Source organism: Acidovorax sp. M2(2025), from assembly GCF_049330835.1.
Classification (GTDB): Bacteria; Pseudomonadota; Gammaproteobacteria; order Burkholderiales; family Burkholderiaceae_C; genus Acidovorax.
This window is the reverse complement of sequence record NZ_CP186262.1, coordinates 2,244,482-2,259,919: the sequence shown is the minus strand read 5'-3', so window position 1 is coordinate 2,259,919 and position 15,438 is coordinate 2,244,482. Positions and strand designations below refer to the sequence as shown.

13 protein-coding genes are annotated in these 15,438 nt (G+C 69.1%); 2 read left to right on the top strand and 11 right to left on the bottom strand.

Features of this window, described 5'->3' with window-relative positions:
* Positions 1-129: 129 nt before the first annotated feature.
* From ACOYR3_RS10465 to ACOYR3_RS10455, 3 genes are all read right to left on the bottom strand, one after another.
* Positions 130-1,122 (bottom strand): Bug family tripartite tricarboxylate transporter substrate binding protein, encoded by a 993-nt coding sequence (locus tag ACOYR3_RS10465; RefSeq protein ID WP_422846360.1) that lies wholly within the window; start codon positions 1,120-1,122, stop codon positions 130-132.
* A gap of 45 nt (positions 1,123-1,167) precedes the next feature.
* A complete protein-coding gene (locus tag ACOYR3_RS10460) occupies positions 1,168-1,530 on the bottom strand; it encodes an AtuA-related protein (protein WP_422846359.1) in 363 nt (120 codons plus the stop codon).
* Positions 1,531-1,706: 176 nt separating this feature from the next.
* Positions 1,707-3,071: an acyclic terpene utilization AtuA family protein gene (locus ACOYR3_RS10455; RefSeq protein ID WP_422846358.1), complete on the bottom strand. Its 1,365-nt coding sequence runs from the start codon at positions 3,069-3,071 to the stop codon at positions 1,707-1,709.
* Between the two features lie 104 nt (positions 3,072-3,175).
* On the opposite strand from ACOYR3_RS10455, the gene ACOYR3_RS10450 reads away from it, so the two are divergent.
* Positions 3,176-4,069 (top strand): LysR family transcriptional regulator, encoded by an 894-nt coding sequence (locus tag ACOYR3_RS10450; RefSeq protein ID WP_422846357.1) that lies wholly within the window; start codon positions 3,176-3,178, stop codon positions 4,067-4,069.
* An 81-nt stretch (positions 4,070-4,150) separates the two neighbouring features.
* Here ACOYR3_RS10450 and ACOYR3_RS10445 read toward each other — a convergent pair whose 3' ends face one another.
* From ACOYR3_RS10445 to ACOYR3_RS10430, 4 genes are all read right to left on the bottom strand, one after another.
* A complete protein-coding gene (locus ACOYR3_RS10445) occupies positions 4,151-5,797 on the bottom strand; it encodes an ankyrin repeat domain-containing protein (protein WP_422846356.1) in 1,647 nt (548 codons plus the stop codon).
* Between the two features lie 61 nt (positions 5,798-5,858).
* On the bottom strand, positions 5,859-7,289 hold the full coding sequence (locus ACOYR3_RS10440; RefSeq protein WP_422846355.1) for an ankyrin repeat domain-containing protein: 1,431 nt from the start codon (positions 7,287-7,289) through the stop codon (positions 5,859-5,861).
* A 36-nt stretch (positions 7,290-7,325) separates the two neighbouring features.
* Positions 7,326-9,515: an ATP-binding protein gene (locus ACOYR3_RS10435; RefSeq protein WP_422846354.1), complete on the bottom strand. Its 2,190-nt coding sequence runs from the start codon at positions 9,513-9,515 to the stop codon at positions 7,326-7,328.
* On the bottom strand, positions 9,512-10,741 hold the full coding sequence (locus tag ACOYR3_RS10430) for a hypothetical protein (RefSeq protein ID WP_422846353.1): 1,230 nt from the start codon (positions 10,739-10,741) through the stop codon (positions 9,512-9,514). Before ACOYR3_RS10430 ends, ACOYR3_RS10435 begins: the two co-directional genes overlap by 4 nt.
* Before the next feature lie 434 nt (positions 10,742-11,175).
* Here ACOYR3_RS10430 and ACOYR3_RS10425 point away from each other — a divergent pair, with 434 nt between their 5' ends.
* Positions 11,176-11,799, top strand: coding sequence for a lipocalin family protein (locus ACOYR3_RS10425; protein ID WP_422846352.1), 624 nt, complete (start codon positions 11,176-11,178; stop codon positions 11,797-11,799).
* 65 nt (positions 11,800-11,864) lie between these two features.
* Here ACOYR3_RS10425 and ACOYR3_RS10420 read toward each other — a convergent pair whose 3' ends face one another.
* Genes ACOYR3_RS10420 through mntA form a run of 4 tightly spaced genes read right to left on the bottom strand, consistent with a single transcriptional unit; the run spans position 11,865 to position 15,438 of the window.
* Positions 11,865-13,505 carry an ABC transporter ATP-binding protein gene (locus ACOYR3_RS10420; RefSeq protein ID WP_422846351.1) on the bottom strand — a complete coding sequence of 547 codons (1,641 nt, stop codon included), beginning with the start codon at positions 13,503-13,505 and terminating at the stop codon, positions 11,865-11,867.
* On the bottom strand, positions 13,502-14,587 hold the full coding sequence (locus ACOYR3_RS10415) for an ABC transporter permease (protein ID WP_422846350.1): 1,086 nt from the start codon (positions 14,585-14,587) through the stop codon (positions 13,502-13,504). Before ACOYR3_RS10415 ends, ACOYR3_RS10420 begins: the two co-directional genes overlap by 4 nt.
* Before the next feature lie 25 nt (positions 14,588-14,612).
* Positions 14,613-15,029 carry a type VII toxin-antitoxin system HepT family RNase toxin gene (gene hepT, locus ACOYR3_RS10410; RefSeq protein WP_422846349.1) on the bottom strand — a complete coding sequence of 139 codons (417 nt, stop codon included), beginning with the start codon at positions 15,027-15,029 and terminating at the stop codon, positions 14,613-14,615.
* Positions 15,019-15,438 carry a type VII toxin-antitoxin system MntA family adenylyltransferase antitoxin gene (gene mntA / locus ACOYR3_RS10405; RefSeq protein ID WP_422846348.1) on the bottom strand — a complete coding sequence of 140 codons (420 nt, stop codon included), beginning with the start codon at positions 15,436-15,438 and terminating at the stop codon, positions 15,019-15,021. The genes hepT and mntA overlap by 11 nt, the downstream gene beginning before the upstream one ends.

Below are 15,438 nucleotides of genomic sequence, written 5' to 3'. Positions count from 1 at the left end.
CTGCGGGGAAAAGCGGCAGCATCCGGTGCGCTGCGCGCGGCAAGGCTCCGCCTGCGCCTGCCAGGGACGGGCAGGCGGGCAACAGCGGAGCCCGGAACGAAGAAACGGCCCGGTACGCGGGCCTGCGGCTTACTCGGCCTCGATACCCGCGGCCTTGATCACCTTGCCCCACTTCTGGGTTTCGGCGGCCTGGAACTTGGCGAGTTCATCGGGCGTGGTGGTCCAGGCTTCGGAGCCTGCGTTGTCGTAAAAGCTCTTGGCCGCTGCGCTCTTGGTGGCGGCCGTGAGCAGTTCGTTGAGGCGCGCCACCACGGGCGCGGGCGTGCCTGCGGGCACGTAGGCCGCAAACCAGTAGCCCATGTCGTAGCCCTTCACGCCCGCTTCGTCCAGCGTGGGCACATCGGGCAGCTGTGCGCTGCGCTTTTGCGTGGAATAGCCCAGCGCACGCAGCTTGCCCGCCTTGACCTGGGGCACGCCGGTGGAGGTGTCAGTGATCATCAGGTCGATCTGCCCGCCCAGCAGGTCGGTGATGGCCAGCGGGTTGCTCTTGTAGGGCACGTGCAGGATGTCCACGCCTGCCAGCTGCTTGAGCATTTCGCCCGCCATGCGGCTCGATGAGCTGCCGCTGCCAAAGCTGAGCTTGCCGGGGTTCTTCTTGGCAAAGGCCAGCAGCTCGCCCACGTTCTTGTACGGTGCGCTGGCGTTGACCACCAGCACTTGCCCGCCCTTGCCCAGGCCGGTGACGGGGGCGAAGTCCTTCACCGGGTCGTACGAGAGCTTTTTGTACAGGTGCTCGTTGGCGGCGTGGGTGGTGTTGGTGGTGATGAGCACGCTGTAGCCATCGGCCGCCGACTTGGCCACGGCCGACGCGGCGATCATGCCGCTGGCGCCTGCCTTGTTGTCGATGACCACGGGCTGCTTGGTGTCGTTGGTGATGGACTGGCCCAGCGCGCGCGCCAGCTGGTCGGTGGCGCTGCCTGCGGCAAAGGGCACGACGAAGGTGATGGCCTTGGCGGGGTAGGCGCCGGCCGCCTGGGCCAGCGCAGCGGGGGCGTGCAGTGCGCCCAGCGCCAGCACGGCGGCGGTGGCGAGCAGAGCGCGGCGGGGGGATGAAGGGGTCATGTTGTCTCCTGGTGTTGGTATGGATAAAAAAGCGAAATCAAAGGTCTAGGCCGTGGGGCCGCCAAAGTGCGGCGCCAGGTGGGCAGGCACGGTGACGGGCAAATCGAGCAGCAGGTAGCTCAGCGCCTTGCCATGGCTGTCGAGGTTGAGCGAGTCGTTCACGCCGCCGTCGAGCACATCGTCCAGCACGAGGTTCATGGCCTGCAGCTGAGGCAGCAGGTAGCGCGTGACCTGGCGCGGGCGGCGCTGGGCAAACTGCTGCGCTACTGCGGCCTCGGTGACCTGATCAACCAGCACATCCCACAGCGCGGGGTGCCAGGCGATGACGCTGATGTTGGAGCGGTTGCCTTTGTCGCCGGTGCGGCTGTGGGCCAGGCGGTACAGGGGAACAGTGAGGGTGGTTGTCATGGTGTGTGTACTCCTCAGAAGCTGTGAATGAATCCGGCGTGGCCGAGCGGGCAGCACAAACGTGCGCCATCAAGGCGCAAAGCACAGCCATAGCTCGGGCTATGGCGAGCATTTGCAACGCCGAGGGCGTGCGTTTTTGCGGCACGAGCGGGCATGAGGGATTCGTTCACAGCTTCTTAGCCCACCATCTCGAAGCGCACAGCCACGGCCTCGCGCGGCACCAGGCACGACACGGTGCCCAGGCGTTGCCGCATGGCGGTGCGCACGCCGCCGCCGCCTGCGGGGCCACAGGTGTAGAGCGCGGTCACCTCGCGCACCAGGCGCTGGGCGCTGGCGTGGTCGCGGTGCTGCAGGGCCACGCGCAGGCGCACATCGCGGGCTTCTCCGTCGCCGTAGGCGGGTGCATCCAACCAGCGGCTGGTGTCGTCGCCAAAGACGCTGGTCACGCCGATCAGGTCGATGCGCAGCGGGCCCAGGCCCTGCAAGCGCTCGCGCAGCACCTCGCCCGCCAGCCGCGCGCGGGCTTCGGCGCGCGGGCCGGCGTAGGAGATATCGCCCTCGGCAAACCAGCCGGATTCAAAACACACGTTGACCTTGAGCATGGCGGGCCGCGCGTGGCCCTGCACGCCTTCCAGCCGCACGGCGTCAGGGCCCACGGGGGTCACCCGCGCGGTGGTGATGTCGGCCACCACGTCGGGCGTGAGGTAGGCGGCCGGGTCGTGCAGCTCGTACAGCAGCTGTTCCTTCACGGTGCGTTCGGTGATGCAGCCGCCGGTACCGGGGGGCTTGGTGACGGTGCAGTGGCCGTCGGCGTCGATCTCGGCAATGGGGTAGCCCAGGTGCGCCAGGCCCGGCACGTCCTTGTAGCCCGGGTCGGCAAAGTAGCCGCCCGTGACCTGCGCGCCGCATTCGAGAAGGTGCCCTGCCATGGTGGCGCGGGCCAGCCGGTCCCAATCGTCCAGCACCCAGCCGTAGTGCGCGAGCGCCGGGCCCAGCACCAGCGACGGGTCGGCCACGCGCCCGCACACCACGACGTCGGCACCTGCGCGCAGCGCATCGGCAATGGCCTGCGCGCCGATGTAGGCATTGGCGCTGACGATGGGCTCCGTGGGCATGGCATCGCCCAGGGCGCCCTGCAGCAGCGCGCGGTGTTCGGGGCCGCTCAGGTCGTCGCCCTGCAGCACGGCAATGCGCGGGCGGCGAAGGCCCAGCTCGGCCGCCAGAGCGTGGATGCGGCGCGCGGCGCCGTGGGGGTTAGCCGCGCCAAAGTTGCTGACGATGCGCACGCCGTGGGCCAGGCACCGTGCCAGCACGGGGCGCAGCAGGTCCACCAGCAGCGGCTCGTATCCTGCATCGGGGTCGGTGCGGCGGGCCAGCTGCGCCAGGGCCAGCGTGCGCTCGGCCAGGGTCTCGAAGATGAGCACCGACGGCTGGCCGCTGGCGACGAGCGCCTGCACCACAGGCAGGGCCGCGTCGGTGCGGTCGCCCGAGAAGCCGGCGGCGCAGCCCACCAGCAGGTTTTTGTCAGCGTTGTTCGCCATGAATCCTTGTCTCCTGCGCCCACTGTAGGCAGGCTGCTGTATTCTGTGAAATCGATTGTTAAGATGAATCCATCTGAAATGCAGATGAATCAAACCGCCCCGCCATGAGCGCCCCCCACCTCTCCAGCCGCCAGCTCGACGCCTTCCTCGCGCTGGCCGAGCAGCGCAGCTTCACGCGCGCCGCTACGTTGTGCCACCTGTCGCAACCCGCGTTCAGCGCCCTCATCCGCGCTCTGGAGGACGACCTGGGCCTGCGCCTGTTCGACCGCAGCACGCGGCATGTGGACCTGACGCCCGAGGGGCAGAACTTTCTGGAGTCGGCCCGCCGCATCCGCGCCGAAATCACCGGCGCCCTGGCGGCAATGCGCAGTGCCGCCACGCTGCAGCGCGGGCGTGTGGCCGTGGCGCTGCTGCCGTCGCTCGCGGCGGGCTGGCTGCCGGGCGCGCTGGCACAGTACCGCGCGGCGCACCCGGGCATCGAGATCGACATTGCGGACGTGCTGTCCGAGCCCTGCATCGACCGCGTGGCCAGCGGCCATGCCGACTTTGCGCTGGCCGCCATCCGCGCCGACACGCCCGCGCTGCAGGCCGAGCCGTTCTGCAGCGATGACTTCTACCTGGTGTGCCCGGCCGGCCACCCGCTGGCGCGCCGCCGCAAGGCCATCACCGCGCAGGACCTGGCCGCCTGGCCCTTCATCCACCTGGCGCGCACCAGCAGCGTGCGCCAGTACCTGGAGGCCGCCCTGCATCCGCAGGCCATGCATACGCTGATGGAGGTGGAGCAGTTGGCCACCGTGATGGGCATGGTGCGCGCGGGGCTGGGCATCAGCGTGGTGCCCGCGCTCACGCTGTTCCACTTCGAGCAGCCGGGCCTGGTCACGCGGCCGCTGTCGCTACCGGGGCTGACGCGGCAGATCTACCTGGTGCGGCGGCGGGACGAGAGCCTGTCGGTGGCCGCGCAAGCGCTGTATGCGCTGGTGATGGCGCAGCGGCCGTGATGAGCATCGGATGTTTTTGCTACTTTTTTGATAGCTTCTAGCGCTTGCTAGCAAAGCGCCACATCCGGATTTGGCTCAGAGTCAGGCTGCAAGCAGCTTCTGGGCCGTCTTATTGCGCTTGACCACCGCCAGCTGCAGCGGCGTGCGGCCTTGGCTGTCGCAGAAGGTGCGGTCCGCCCCCGCCTGCAGCAGCAGGGGAATGCAACCGTTCGCCTTGTGCTGCACCGCCCCATGCAAGGCATTACCACCGTAGTACAGCGCTCGGTTGGGGTTGGCACCATGGGCCAACAGCAGCGTCACCTTGGCTTCAGACATGGCATCAATCGCGCCCTCCAAGGGGCTGCGCTGCGCATCGGTGGATGGATCGGCAGGCAGACCGAGTTGGAGCACCATCTCCAGCAGCTCCACAGGCCGGTCCACGATGCGGCTGGTGAAATCGAGCAGGCAGCTGTTGGCTGCATTCAGCCAGACGGCGTCGCGCGTGGGGAATGCCTCGGGGGCGCTGCGCAGCACCAGGTTTCGCAACGTGGCCACGTCCGTGCCTTCGTGCTTCGTGATGCCCTCCACCAGCAAGCGAGGCTCCGGGATTTTGTCGATGCACATCAGTGCGTGGTCTTGTGGCCGCCACAGACGGTCCAACGCATGGCAATTCCCAGCATCGACCGCACTGCTCAGCAACTGCTGCCGGTAGGCCTCGTCCGGCGGGGCCTGCGCCAGCAGTTCATCGAGGCGCGCATGGTCGTGGTACCAGATCGCGCTGCGTTGCTGCTCTGGGGTGTCGTACTCCAACGCGTATTGCGGCCAGATCACCCGGCCACCGTGTGCCACCAGAAGATCGCGCAGCGCCTGGTGCACGCCCCCGGCCAGGGCCGACTTTCCGAGCTGGCTCACGGCGTTCACCTCTGCGCCCCGCTCCAGCAGCCACTGCGCGGCCTGCACGGCCATGGACACGGGCTTGCTCAAATAGTGCGTTGCATCGGCCAGTTGCATCAAGGGCGTGCGCCCCTCGTCGTCCACCGCGTTCACATCCACGCCCGCGTCCACCAGCGCCTGCATCAGTGCAATGTCAAACGCGCGGGCAGCGCAATGCAGCGGGAACACCGGCAAGGTGTAGCTGGGCATGCGGGTGACCAGCGCCAGCGGGTCGGGCCGCGCACCGGCTTGCAGCAGTGCGACGATGGCTTCGGTGGGCAACACGCCGCTGGCCTTGCCTGCCTGCGGCGTGAGCAAGTGCACGATGAGCGGCCGGTGGTACAGCACCGTGTTGGGGTCCAGGCCATGGTGGTGTACCAGGTTCAAGACCTCGCCATATTGTTCTTTGGCAAGCAGCTGGTGCACTTCTTCCAGCGGGTCCAGCTTGCGCACGGCCGCCTCAAACTGCTTGCGCGTGACGGATTTGGAACCGATGAGAAAAAAGCCTTGCGCCTTGGGGCCGTCGTGCCATTCGCAGCTCAGCAGCTTGGCGCCCTGCTCCATCAGCCCGGGCGGCCATTCTTCCGCAGGCAGCAGGTTCCACGGCCCCAGCACGGCCAGCTCCGCGCACAACTGCGCAGCCCCCGCAAACTCAAAAGAGACCCCGGAGTCTTCGCCCAGGCCCAGCATGGTGCCCAGCACGCGGGCCTGCTCCTTCAGCGGAAGATCAGCGGTGGACTGGGCCTGAGCAGCCCAGGCGGCCGCCTGGGCTCGGGACTCAAAGTAAACGGTGTAGCGCAGGTGGGATTCGGACATGGCGTGGGTTCAAAAGCAGAGACAAATCATTGCGTTAGGGAAGGCCTTTGGACATGCGCCGTCAGGTCGGGGTATCGAGGTAGCGGGCGCACAGCTGGCCGACGGCGTCGCACAGCACATCGGTCGCAGGGGGCATGCTGGGCTCCATCGGAAACTCCATCGCTTCACGCAGCACCCAGTTGTCACCCTCCATCTGCGAGAAGCGGACGGTCATCTTTTTCCAATCCAATACCTGGGCTTCCATTTCCACCGCGCCACTGCGGCTGAGATAAGACTTGGTGCGGGACCACCGCAGGCTGCGGGAGTGCCCGTCGTACTCCAGGTACAACAGGCCGGGCGGCACGCGCGTGTCCACGCCGCAGCCCAGTTGGGCAATCACTGCCTTGAGGCAGGTGCGCAGCCAATCGGGGTATTGGCCGGGTCGCCAGTCGGTGGGGCCGTCGATCAGTGCGGGGGCGCGCTCCCAGGTGGCACGCTGGGCAGCGCCATCCGCAGCGGCCTTGGGCTTGGCGGGCTTTTGGGGTAATGCCGAGGGGGTCAACGCCGCCACGGCGGCCTCGTATTCAGTGCCCCGGAACAGGCGCACATCGGCCGCCACCAGCTTGCCTTGCGCCGCCAGGGCCTCGGCCAGAACGGCCGCCACGTCGAGGTTGCCAGCGCTGACCGCCAGGCGCAGCGGAGTGCGGCCCCGGGCATCGGCAGCAGAGGGGTGCAGGCCCCAGTCCAGCAGCTGGCGGGTGGTGGCCACCGGGTCGCCCTCGCGCTGCCACGCCACCGAGATGCCGGCGCGGCTCTGGTTCAGACCGTTGACGTCGCCTGCACAGTGCATGAGCGCATTGGTGCCTGCGGGCGTGGTGAACTGCACGTTGGCACCGCGGTCCTTCAAGAAGCGCAACAGCGGCACGCTGCCCATGGAGGCAGCCATGAGCACGGGGTTGTACAACCCACGGTGGTCCATGGCGTTGATGTCGGCCTCGGCTTTGAGCAGCAGATCGATGGCCTGGTAGACGGCCTCGGCATGCCCGGCCGGGGCGTCGTCGCGGAAGGGCATGCTGAAGATCTCGCCGCGCATGTCCCTCAGCCCGAGGGCAATGCAGATCGCGGGTTCCTGGGTCGTGCGGGGGTCGCCGCCGGCCGCCAGCACCAATCCAAGCCGCTCCACGGCGCGGTGTTCCGCGTAGCTTGAAAACTCCCTGCAGCACACGGCCAAGGGGGTGGAATTGCGGTTCTTGCGCCGGTTGGGGTCTGCGCCCTTCTCCAGCATCAGGCGCAGCAGCGCGAACTGCGCATCCACCCGATGGGGCACGCTGGCATCGTCCGGCCGGTCATAGCAGGCCCAGTAGGCTGTGCAGGCCCACTGCACGGCAGCGTCCCGGGACACGCTGATGCGATCCGGGTGCACGCCGGAGCGGACCAGCCGCTCCATCTCGGCGATGAGGGTGTCGAATCCGATGTCGTGTTCGAGGGTGACGGGGGAAGATGCTGTGGCCATGAAGAAAACTGAATCAGAGAAAGGAACACGGTCAGGCTAGGGATGGCCCGCGACGGCCAGCTCCTGGTGCAGCAGCAGCTCCACCTCGCTGGGTTCGAACTGGCCCTGCAGCAGCGGGATGGCAAAGCGGTATTCACCGCCCTCGTGCTTGCGCAACACATAGGCCAACTGCAGCCGGGCGAGCGACTGGCGCAGGGCTTGCGCGTCGGCCGTGGTGCCGTGGCTCTGCAGCAGTTGGGCCAGCGTCACCAGGCTGGCATGGCCGGCCTGCGCGGCGTGATAGACCACGATGCGGTCGAGCCGGCAGGCGGCTTCGTCGTGGCTCAGGCGGCCCCAGCCGGCCAGCGCGTCTTGCACGGCTTGGGAGGCCAGGGCCTGGTCCAGGTGGCGTTGTTCGATCACGCGCTCGCCGGGCTGCAGGGCTTCCAGGCATTCCTGGCACAGGATGGCAACGAGGTTGGCGCGCTGGCCGCTGGCGTCGACGAGCCGGTCCACCAGGCGCTCGTTGTCGAAGCCCAGGCGCAGGCGGCGCAGGGGCTCGGTGGCCAGCTCGCGGCAGGCCTCGCGCTCCAGGCCGCCGATGGCCAGCACCTCGCCAAAGTTGCGCAGGGGGCTTTGGTAGTCCAGCACGGCCGTGGCGTACAGGTCCCAGAAGCCGGCCAGCATGAACCAGCAGCGGCCCTCGTCGCTGAGCGCGCGCAGGGTGGACAGCTGCACGTAGCCGTGGAGCGACTCGTGGCGGAAGAACGGGTCGGCCTCGTCGATCAGCAGCACCAGGCGCCTGCCCTGGTACTGGGCTTGCAGGTGGTCCACGATGGCTTCGAGCGGCGTGTCGGCCGGCAGGCCGAACTGCAGCGCCATGCGCGGGGCCAGGCGGTGGTCGCGCAGCGAGACATACTGGCACACGGTGTGCGGGTGGCCCTGCAGGCGGCGCTGCACGGCCTTGAGCAGGCTGCTCTTGCCCAGCTGGCGCCCGCCCACCACCAGGTAGTTGGCGGGCTCGCGGTTGACCACGCGGGCCAGCAGTTGCGTGCGGCCGAAGAACGCACCTTCGCGCGTGATGCCGCCGCGCGTCTGGTACGGCGAGATGCGGGTGATGCGCAGCTGTCCGGCCAGCAGGCGCAGCAGCACCTGCAGCGACTGGCCGCCGACCAGCCATTCGGTCTGGCTGGCGCTGTCGACCAGCACATGCAGGTTGGCGCGGTCGCCGCCATGCGCCTGCAGCAGCGGCTGGGGCGTGTCCACGCTGTGCTGGCCCAGGACCAGCAGCACATCGCTGCCGGTCTGTGCGGCGCGCAGCTGCCGCAGCACGGCAGCCTCGTCCACGCCGGGCGTGGGCGCGAAGACCAGGCACCGGTCCAGCGAGACGGGCCAATCGGGCGGGAACTGCCATTCGAACACCAGCCCCGGCAGCTGCCAGCCGGTGCTGGCCTGGCTGCGGGCGGACACGCGCTCGGCCAGGGCACGCACCAGCTCCGCCGCCGCGTCCCGCGCGCCGGGCTGGGCGCATTGCACCGCACGGCGCCAGTCCACCGGGCGGATGCCGGCGGCCAGCAGGGTGGATTCGCGTCGGCCCGTCCACGCGAGCAGGCGGTCCAGCCGCGGCAGCCGCGCCAGTGGCGTGCGGCGCAGGCGCGCAGGCCGCAGCTGCGCGGGCCCGAGCAGCGGGTGGCGCGCCACCCAGAGCATGGCGCCGGCCCCGAAGATGGCGGCGCACCAGTAGATGAGCTGGCGCAGGCCGCCGAACGGGTCGCGCTCGGGCGCGGGCACGGGTGCGAAGTCGTCGGCCTGGCCTTCCAGGCAGTTGATGGGCAGGTAGCCGGCAGGGATGGGCGGGCGCCCGGGCCGGCAGCTCCAGGTGGTGGTGCCGGGCTGCAGCTGCACCAGCACCTGGGTGCCGGCGAGCTTGCCGAGATCGGGGTTGGCCGCGATGTCGGCCTGCAGCACATAGGGCCGCGGCGAAGTGACGCGCAGCTGCGGGTTGCCGATGGGCGGTGCGTATTGGGTGATGTCCTCAGGCCACGCGTCCAGCTCGTTGTGGGCCTGCATCATCGCCACGCGCCACTGCGCCAGCTCACCCCACACGGCACCCGCGCTCTCCGATGCCCGCACCGCATCGCGCGTGACGGGGTTGAGCTGGGGCGTGAGCAGCGCGCTGGCCACGAACAGCGTGACGGCCGCGATCAGCACCGCGCGGACCACGGCCTTGGAACGCAGCACGCTCATGCGGCGGACGGGGAAGACTCCAGCACCATCACGCCGGCCTCGCGGATGGTGGCGCTACGCCAGTGCAGCCGCGCCGCATCGCCCGTGCCGCGCACCTGCAGCAGGTTGCCCCAGAACAGGCGGCGCAGTTCGTCGTCCTGCAGGTAGGGGCGTGCGCGGCCCAGCTCGTCGGCCTGCAGCAGCTGGGCCAGGCGCTTGCGCGTGGCCGGCGCCTGGGCCAGCGGCAGGAAGGTCTGCCACAGGCGAGCGCTGCCGGCCAGGTGGCTGCGCAGCGCGGCCGAGCGGGCCTGCTCCTCATCCGCCCCATGGTCCACCAGCCACTGCAGCCCTTCCTCGAACAGCGCGGGATGGCCGCCGCTGAGCTCCTGCAGCGCGGCCAGCACGGGCTGCGTCCACGGCGGCTCGGGCCAGCGCTGGCGGGCCAGCGCGGTGAGGTCGTCCAGCGACGGGTCGGGCCAGTGGTGGACCTGCGCGATGTTGAGCAACGAGAGGTCGCCGCCGCGGTACTTGAGGTCGGCCAGCGCCTCGCCGCCGCACAGCAGCAGGTGCAGGCGGCCGCTGTGCATCTCGCTCAGGCTGCGCAGGATGCCGGCCAGGGTCTCGCGCAGCGCGGGCGTGCCCTGCTCGAAGCGGCTGACCAGGCAGAACAAGCGCTCGCCCGCCAGCAGGCGGCGTTCCAATGCGGACTCGAACTCGTAGTCGGAGGCCACCTCGCCCAGGCCGCACTGCCGGCCGATGGCGGCAAAGTACTCGGCCGGCACGGTGCTGACGCTGTAGGGCGGCTGGATGTGCAGCACGGCGCCGTCGCCGTACTGCGCCTTGGCGCGCGCCAGCAGTTCCTGGCGAAACGGCGGCTGGCCCCAGTGGGCGGGCGACAGCAGCAGCGAGATGGGGTACGGCACCGCCTGTGCCAGCTGTGCAAACAAGCGGTCGAGGAACGCGCCAAAGGGCTGCTGCGCCGCGCCCGCGGCTTCGGCCTGCAGCGGAAACTCCGGCTCGAAACCGGCGGCGCTGAGCAGGCGATTGGCCTCGGCCTCGGTCAGGCGGAGGTAGCGCGTACAGGCCACCACCTTGCCGCGCGAGCGCGGATTGGGCGCCGACAGGCCGTTGCGCCAGTTGTTCACGGCCTCGCGGCTGAGGCCGATTTCGGTGGCGACACCGGAAGCACTGGCGCGGATGCGCCGCATGTAGAGCGAAAGCAGATCGGAAAACGAATCTCTGGCCATGAAAAGGGGCGGTGCTCAGGGAGCGCCGTCGCGGGAGTCGTCAAAACAAAAGAGGTCGGATCGCCAGGGGGCAAGGGCCAGGCGGCAATTGTGAACTGTGAACCTGGCCGCAACAGCGGCACGCCGCCCGGTTCGGCAAAACTGCCACAGCCATCGCTGCCCCGGGCGGGGTCTCGCCGCACGGCCCGCCGGGCCGGCTTGTGCAGAGAGTGCCTGCATTCTTGCCAACCTGGCAGGCGCCGTCCCTCACGGACTTGTCCATGGCGGCTGCCATGCGCTTGACACGGCGTCCACCGCCCGGCCGTGGCGCTCCGTGCCGGGCCAGGCTGCCGACACGTTGTGCCAGCGGCAGCCTACACGGCCGCCCCGCCAGGGCACCTACAGTGGGCCGCGAGAGAAAGCACGCCCCACCCACCGCTTGAGGAGAAAACACCATGCGCAACCTTTCCCCGCGTCCCCTGGGCGCACCCTGGCACCTGGCGGCAGGCATCGCGGCGCTGGTGGCTGTACTGGCGCTCTCGGCATGCAGCACGCCCCGCACACCCGAGGGCATCCAGCCCGTCACCGGATTCGACGTGAACCGCTACACCGGCCACTGGCACGAGGTGGCTCGCATCGACCATGCGTTCGAGCGCGGCCTCACGCAGGCCAGCGCCACCTACACGCGCAACCCCGATGGCGAGTCCCTCCAGGTGGTGAACCGCGGCTACGACCCGGTGCGCAAGGAATGGAAAGAAGCCGTGGGCACGGCCCGCTTCCTGGGTGAGCCCACACGGGCCGCGCTCAAGGTCTCGTTCTTCGGGCCCTTCTACGGGGGCTACAACGTGGTGGCGCTGGACGAAAACTACCAGTGGGCGATGGTGATCGGCTCCAGCACGGACTACGTGTGGATCCTCTCGCGCACACCCACCCTGCCCGCGCACGTGCGGGAGCACCTGCTGGAGCGTGCACGGGCGATGGGCATCGACGTGAACCGCATCTTGTGGGCGCAGGAACCAGCCCCGCAGCCCAGCCGCACTTCAAGGGCGCCGCAGGCCCGCCGTGCCCCGATGACCTGAGCGCAGCGCAGCGCAGCGCAGAAACGCTATATTTTGAATAGCATCCTGCGCTTTACCCACAGGCGCTACAAGGCATTTTCATCAATACTTGTGGCCGCAGCCACCAGCCGCTGGGTGTAGGGGTGCTGCGGGGCGTCCAGCACGTCGGCCACGCTGCCGCTTTCCAGCACCACGCCGTCTTTCATCACCAGCACGCCGTGGGCCATGGCGCGGATGACCTCCACGTCGTGGGTGATGAGCAGGTAGCTCAACCCCTTTTCTTTCTGCAAGCGCTGCAGCAAGCCCAGCACCTGCTGCTGGATGGTCACGTCCAGCGCGCTGGTGGGTTCGTCCAGCACCAGCACCTGCGGCTGGACAATCAGGGCACGGGCCACGGCCAGCCGCTGGCGCTGGCCGCCGGAAAACTCGTGCGGGTAGCGCTCCAGCAGGCGCGGATACTGCGCCTCGGCGAGGCCTACTTCCGCCAGCACGGCTTCCACGCGGACGCGCCGCTGGGCCGGGGTCAAGGCCGGTTCGTGCACCTTCAGGCCCTCGCCCACGATCTCTTCGACCGTCAGGCGCGGCGAGAGCGACGAAAACGGGTCCTGGAAGACCACCTGCACACGGCGGCGCAGCCGTTGGTTGCCAGGGGTGTTGCGCATGGCGGGCGCCTGCCAGGCCTGGCCCGCCACCTGCAGCACGCCGGTGCTGGGCAGCAGGCCCAGAATGGCCTGGGCCAGGGTGGACTTGCCCGAGCCGGACTCACCCACCACGCCCAGCGTCTGCCCCGGCAGCAACTGCAGCGTGGCGCCCTGCACGGCCACGAATTCGCCCTTCTTGAACCAGCCGCGAACGCCGGGCAGCGGCGTGGGGTACACCACGCGCAGGTCCTGCGCCTTCACGACCGGAGCGGTGCCCGCCGGCGGCGGGGCCTCGACCACGTCGCGGCGGGGCTGGCTGGCAATCAGGCGGCGGGTGTAGGCATGCTGCGGCGCGCGGAACACCTCGGCCACGGGCCCCTGCTCCACCAGCACGCCCTGCTCCATCACCGCCACGCGGTCGGCGAAGCGGCGCACCAGGTTCAGGTCGTGCGTGATGAGCAGGACGGCCATGCCGCTCTTGCGCTGCAGTTCGGACAGCAGGTCGAGGATCTGGCCGCGCAGCGTCACGTCCAGCGCCGTGGTGGGTTCATCGGCCAGCAGCAGCTGCGGCTCGCTGGCCAGCGCCATGGCGATCATGGCCCGCTGGCGCTGGCCGCCCGAGAGCTGGTGCGGAAAGCTGTTGGCACGCCGCGCAGGTTCGGGGATGCCCGTCTGCGCCAGCAGCTCGATGGCCGCCTGTGCGCACTGCGCGCCCGTCAGGCCCCGCTTGAGCTGCAGCACCTCGGCAATCTGCGCGCCGATGGTCATCAGCGGGTTCAGCGCGGTCATGGGCTCCTGGAACACCATGGCGATTTTGCCACCGCGCACGCCGCGCATCTCGCGCTCCGGCAGCGCGAGCAGGTCGCGCTGGCCCCGCAGCACCGCCTGGCCCGTGATGGCCGCATCGCCCGCCAGGCGCAGCAGGCTGAGCGCCGTGATCGTCTTGCCCGAGCCCGACTCGCCCACCAGGGCAAGCTTTTCGCCCGGCGCGATGGAGAAGTTGACGCCGCGCACCACCGCTTTGGCGCCAAAACGCACGTGCAGGTCCTGCACCTGCAGCAAAGGGGTTGTCGCGGGGGCACTCACCGGTCGGCCTTTCGGGGGTCGAGGGCATCCCGCAGCGCGTCGCCCATGAAGGTCAGCAACAGCAGCGTGACCACCAGCACCGCAAAGGTGGACAGCGAAATCCACCATGCGTCGATGTTGTTCTTGCCCTGGCTCAGCAGTTCGCCCAGGGACGGCGTTCCGGGCGGCACGCCCAGGCCCAGGAAGTCCAGCGACGTCAGCGCCAGGATGGCCGCGCTCATGCGAAACGGCAGGAACGTGACCACGGGCGTAAGGCTGTTGGGCAGGATGTGGCGCCAGATGATCTGCGCATTGCCCACGCCCAGCGCGCGCGCGGCCTTCACGTAGTCCAGCTGCCGGTTGCGCAGGAACTCGGCGCGCACGTAGTCGGACAGCCCCATCCAGCCAAACAGGCTCAGCAGGATGAGCAGCAGCGCCACGCTGGGCGCAAACACGGCGCTGAAGATGATGAGCAGGTACAGCTCGGGCATGGAGCCCCAGATCTCGATGAAGCGCTGGAAGGCCAGGTCGGTCTTGCCGCCAAAGAACCCCTGGATGGCGCCGGTGACCACGCCCAGCACCACGCCCGTGGCCGTGAGCGCCAGCCCGAACAGCACGCTCACCCGAAAACCGTAGATCAGCTGGGCGAGCAGGTCGCGGCCCCGGTCGTCCGTGCCCAGCCAGTTCTCGGCCGTGGGGGCCGACGGGTTGGGCGACTTGGCGAAGTAGTTGAGCGTGTTGGGGCCATAGGTGTTGAGCGTGTAGAGCGCCCAGTTGCGGCCCTGGCTCAGCCGCTCCTGGATGAACGGGTCCAGGTAGTCGGTGGGGGTGTCGAAGTCGCCGCCGAAGGTGGTCTCGGGGTAGTCGCGCAGCATCGGGAAATAGGTCTGCCCTTCGTAGCGCACGATGAGCGGCCGGTCGTTGCTGATGAGCTCGGCCCCCAGGCTGATGAGCACCAGGGTGCTGAAGACCAGCAGGCTCCAGTAGCCCAGGCGGTTGCGCCGAAAGCGCAGCCAGGCGCGGCGCGCGGGGGAGAGCGATAGCGGCGCGGAAGCCGGAGCCATCGCCGCCGGACTGGGGGAAGTGGGAGAAGGCGAATCCATGACCTGTTGTTGCCGGAAGGATGGCCTAGGCAGCATCCTGTTGCAGGAGAGTCTTGCTGTACTGCAGGAATTCGTCGAGATGCTTCTCGATGATTGCCACGGTGATGGGCAGCTGCAGGCTCTGGTAGTCGTGCACCGCAATGTTGCGGAACCCGACCATGCGCTGGAGCCCCTCCGCCAGCGCGGCCTCGATGCGCCCGGCCCGGGCCAGCAGGGCAAACACATCCCGCGCGCTTTGCGGCAGGCCCAGCCGGTCCCGCCGCACCAGGTGCTGCCCCATGTCCAGCGCGGCTTCGCAGGCGCGCTGGATGTTCAGGATGGCCGCGTCCTGGCGGCTGAAGCTGGCGGCAAAGGTGGCCGGATCGCTGAAATACTCTTCGCGCGCCCGCTTCACGCAGCGTTCGATCGTGGCGGCCTTGTTGACCAGCACCTCATCCACCATACACAGTTCCTCGTTTCTGGATATCGGCCAACAGCCCGGCACGCGCGGTGTCCAGCGCCGTCTTCTCGCTGAGGATGGCGCTTTCAAACAATGCGGCCTGCACGTCGCGCGCCCACCAGCGCTCGCCCAGGGTGATGACCTGGTATTGCATGACCGTGGACGCGGCGCGCAGGTCCAGCAAGTCCACCGCGCAGCCCGCCAGGTCTGCCAGCTCGCCGGACAGATGCCACAGATGCGCGGCATCGGCGTACCCCGCCACCAGCACCGCCAGGTCCAGATCGCTGTCCGGCCCGGCCGTGCCCTGCACGCGGCTGCCAAAGGCATACACGGCCAGCAGGCCGGGGACCTGCCCCTGCAGCGTGCCAACGATACTGGCGCGGACCTGCGGCGCTATCGCCAACGGACTCAT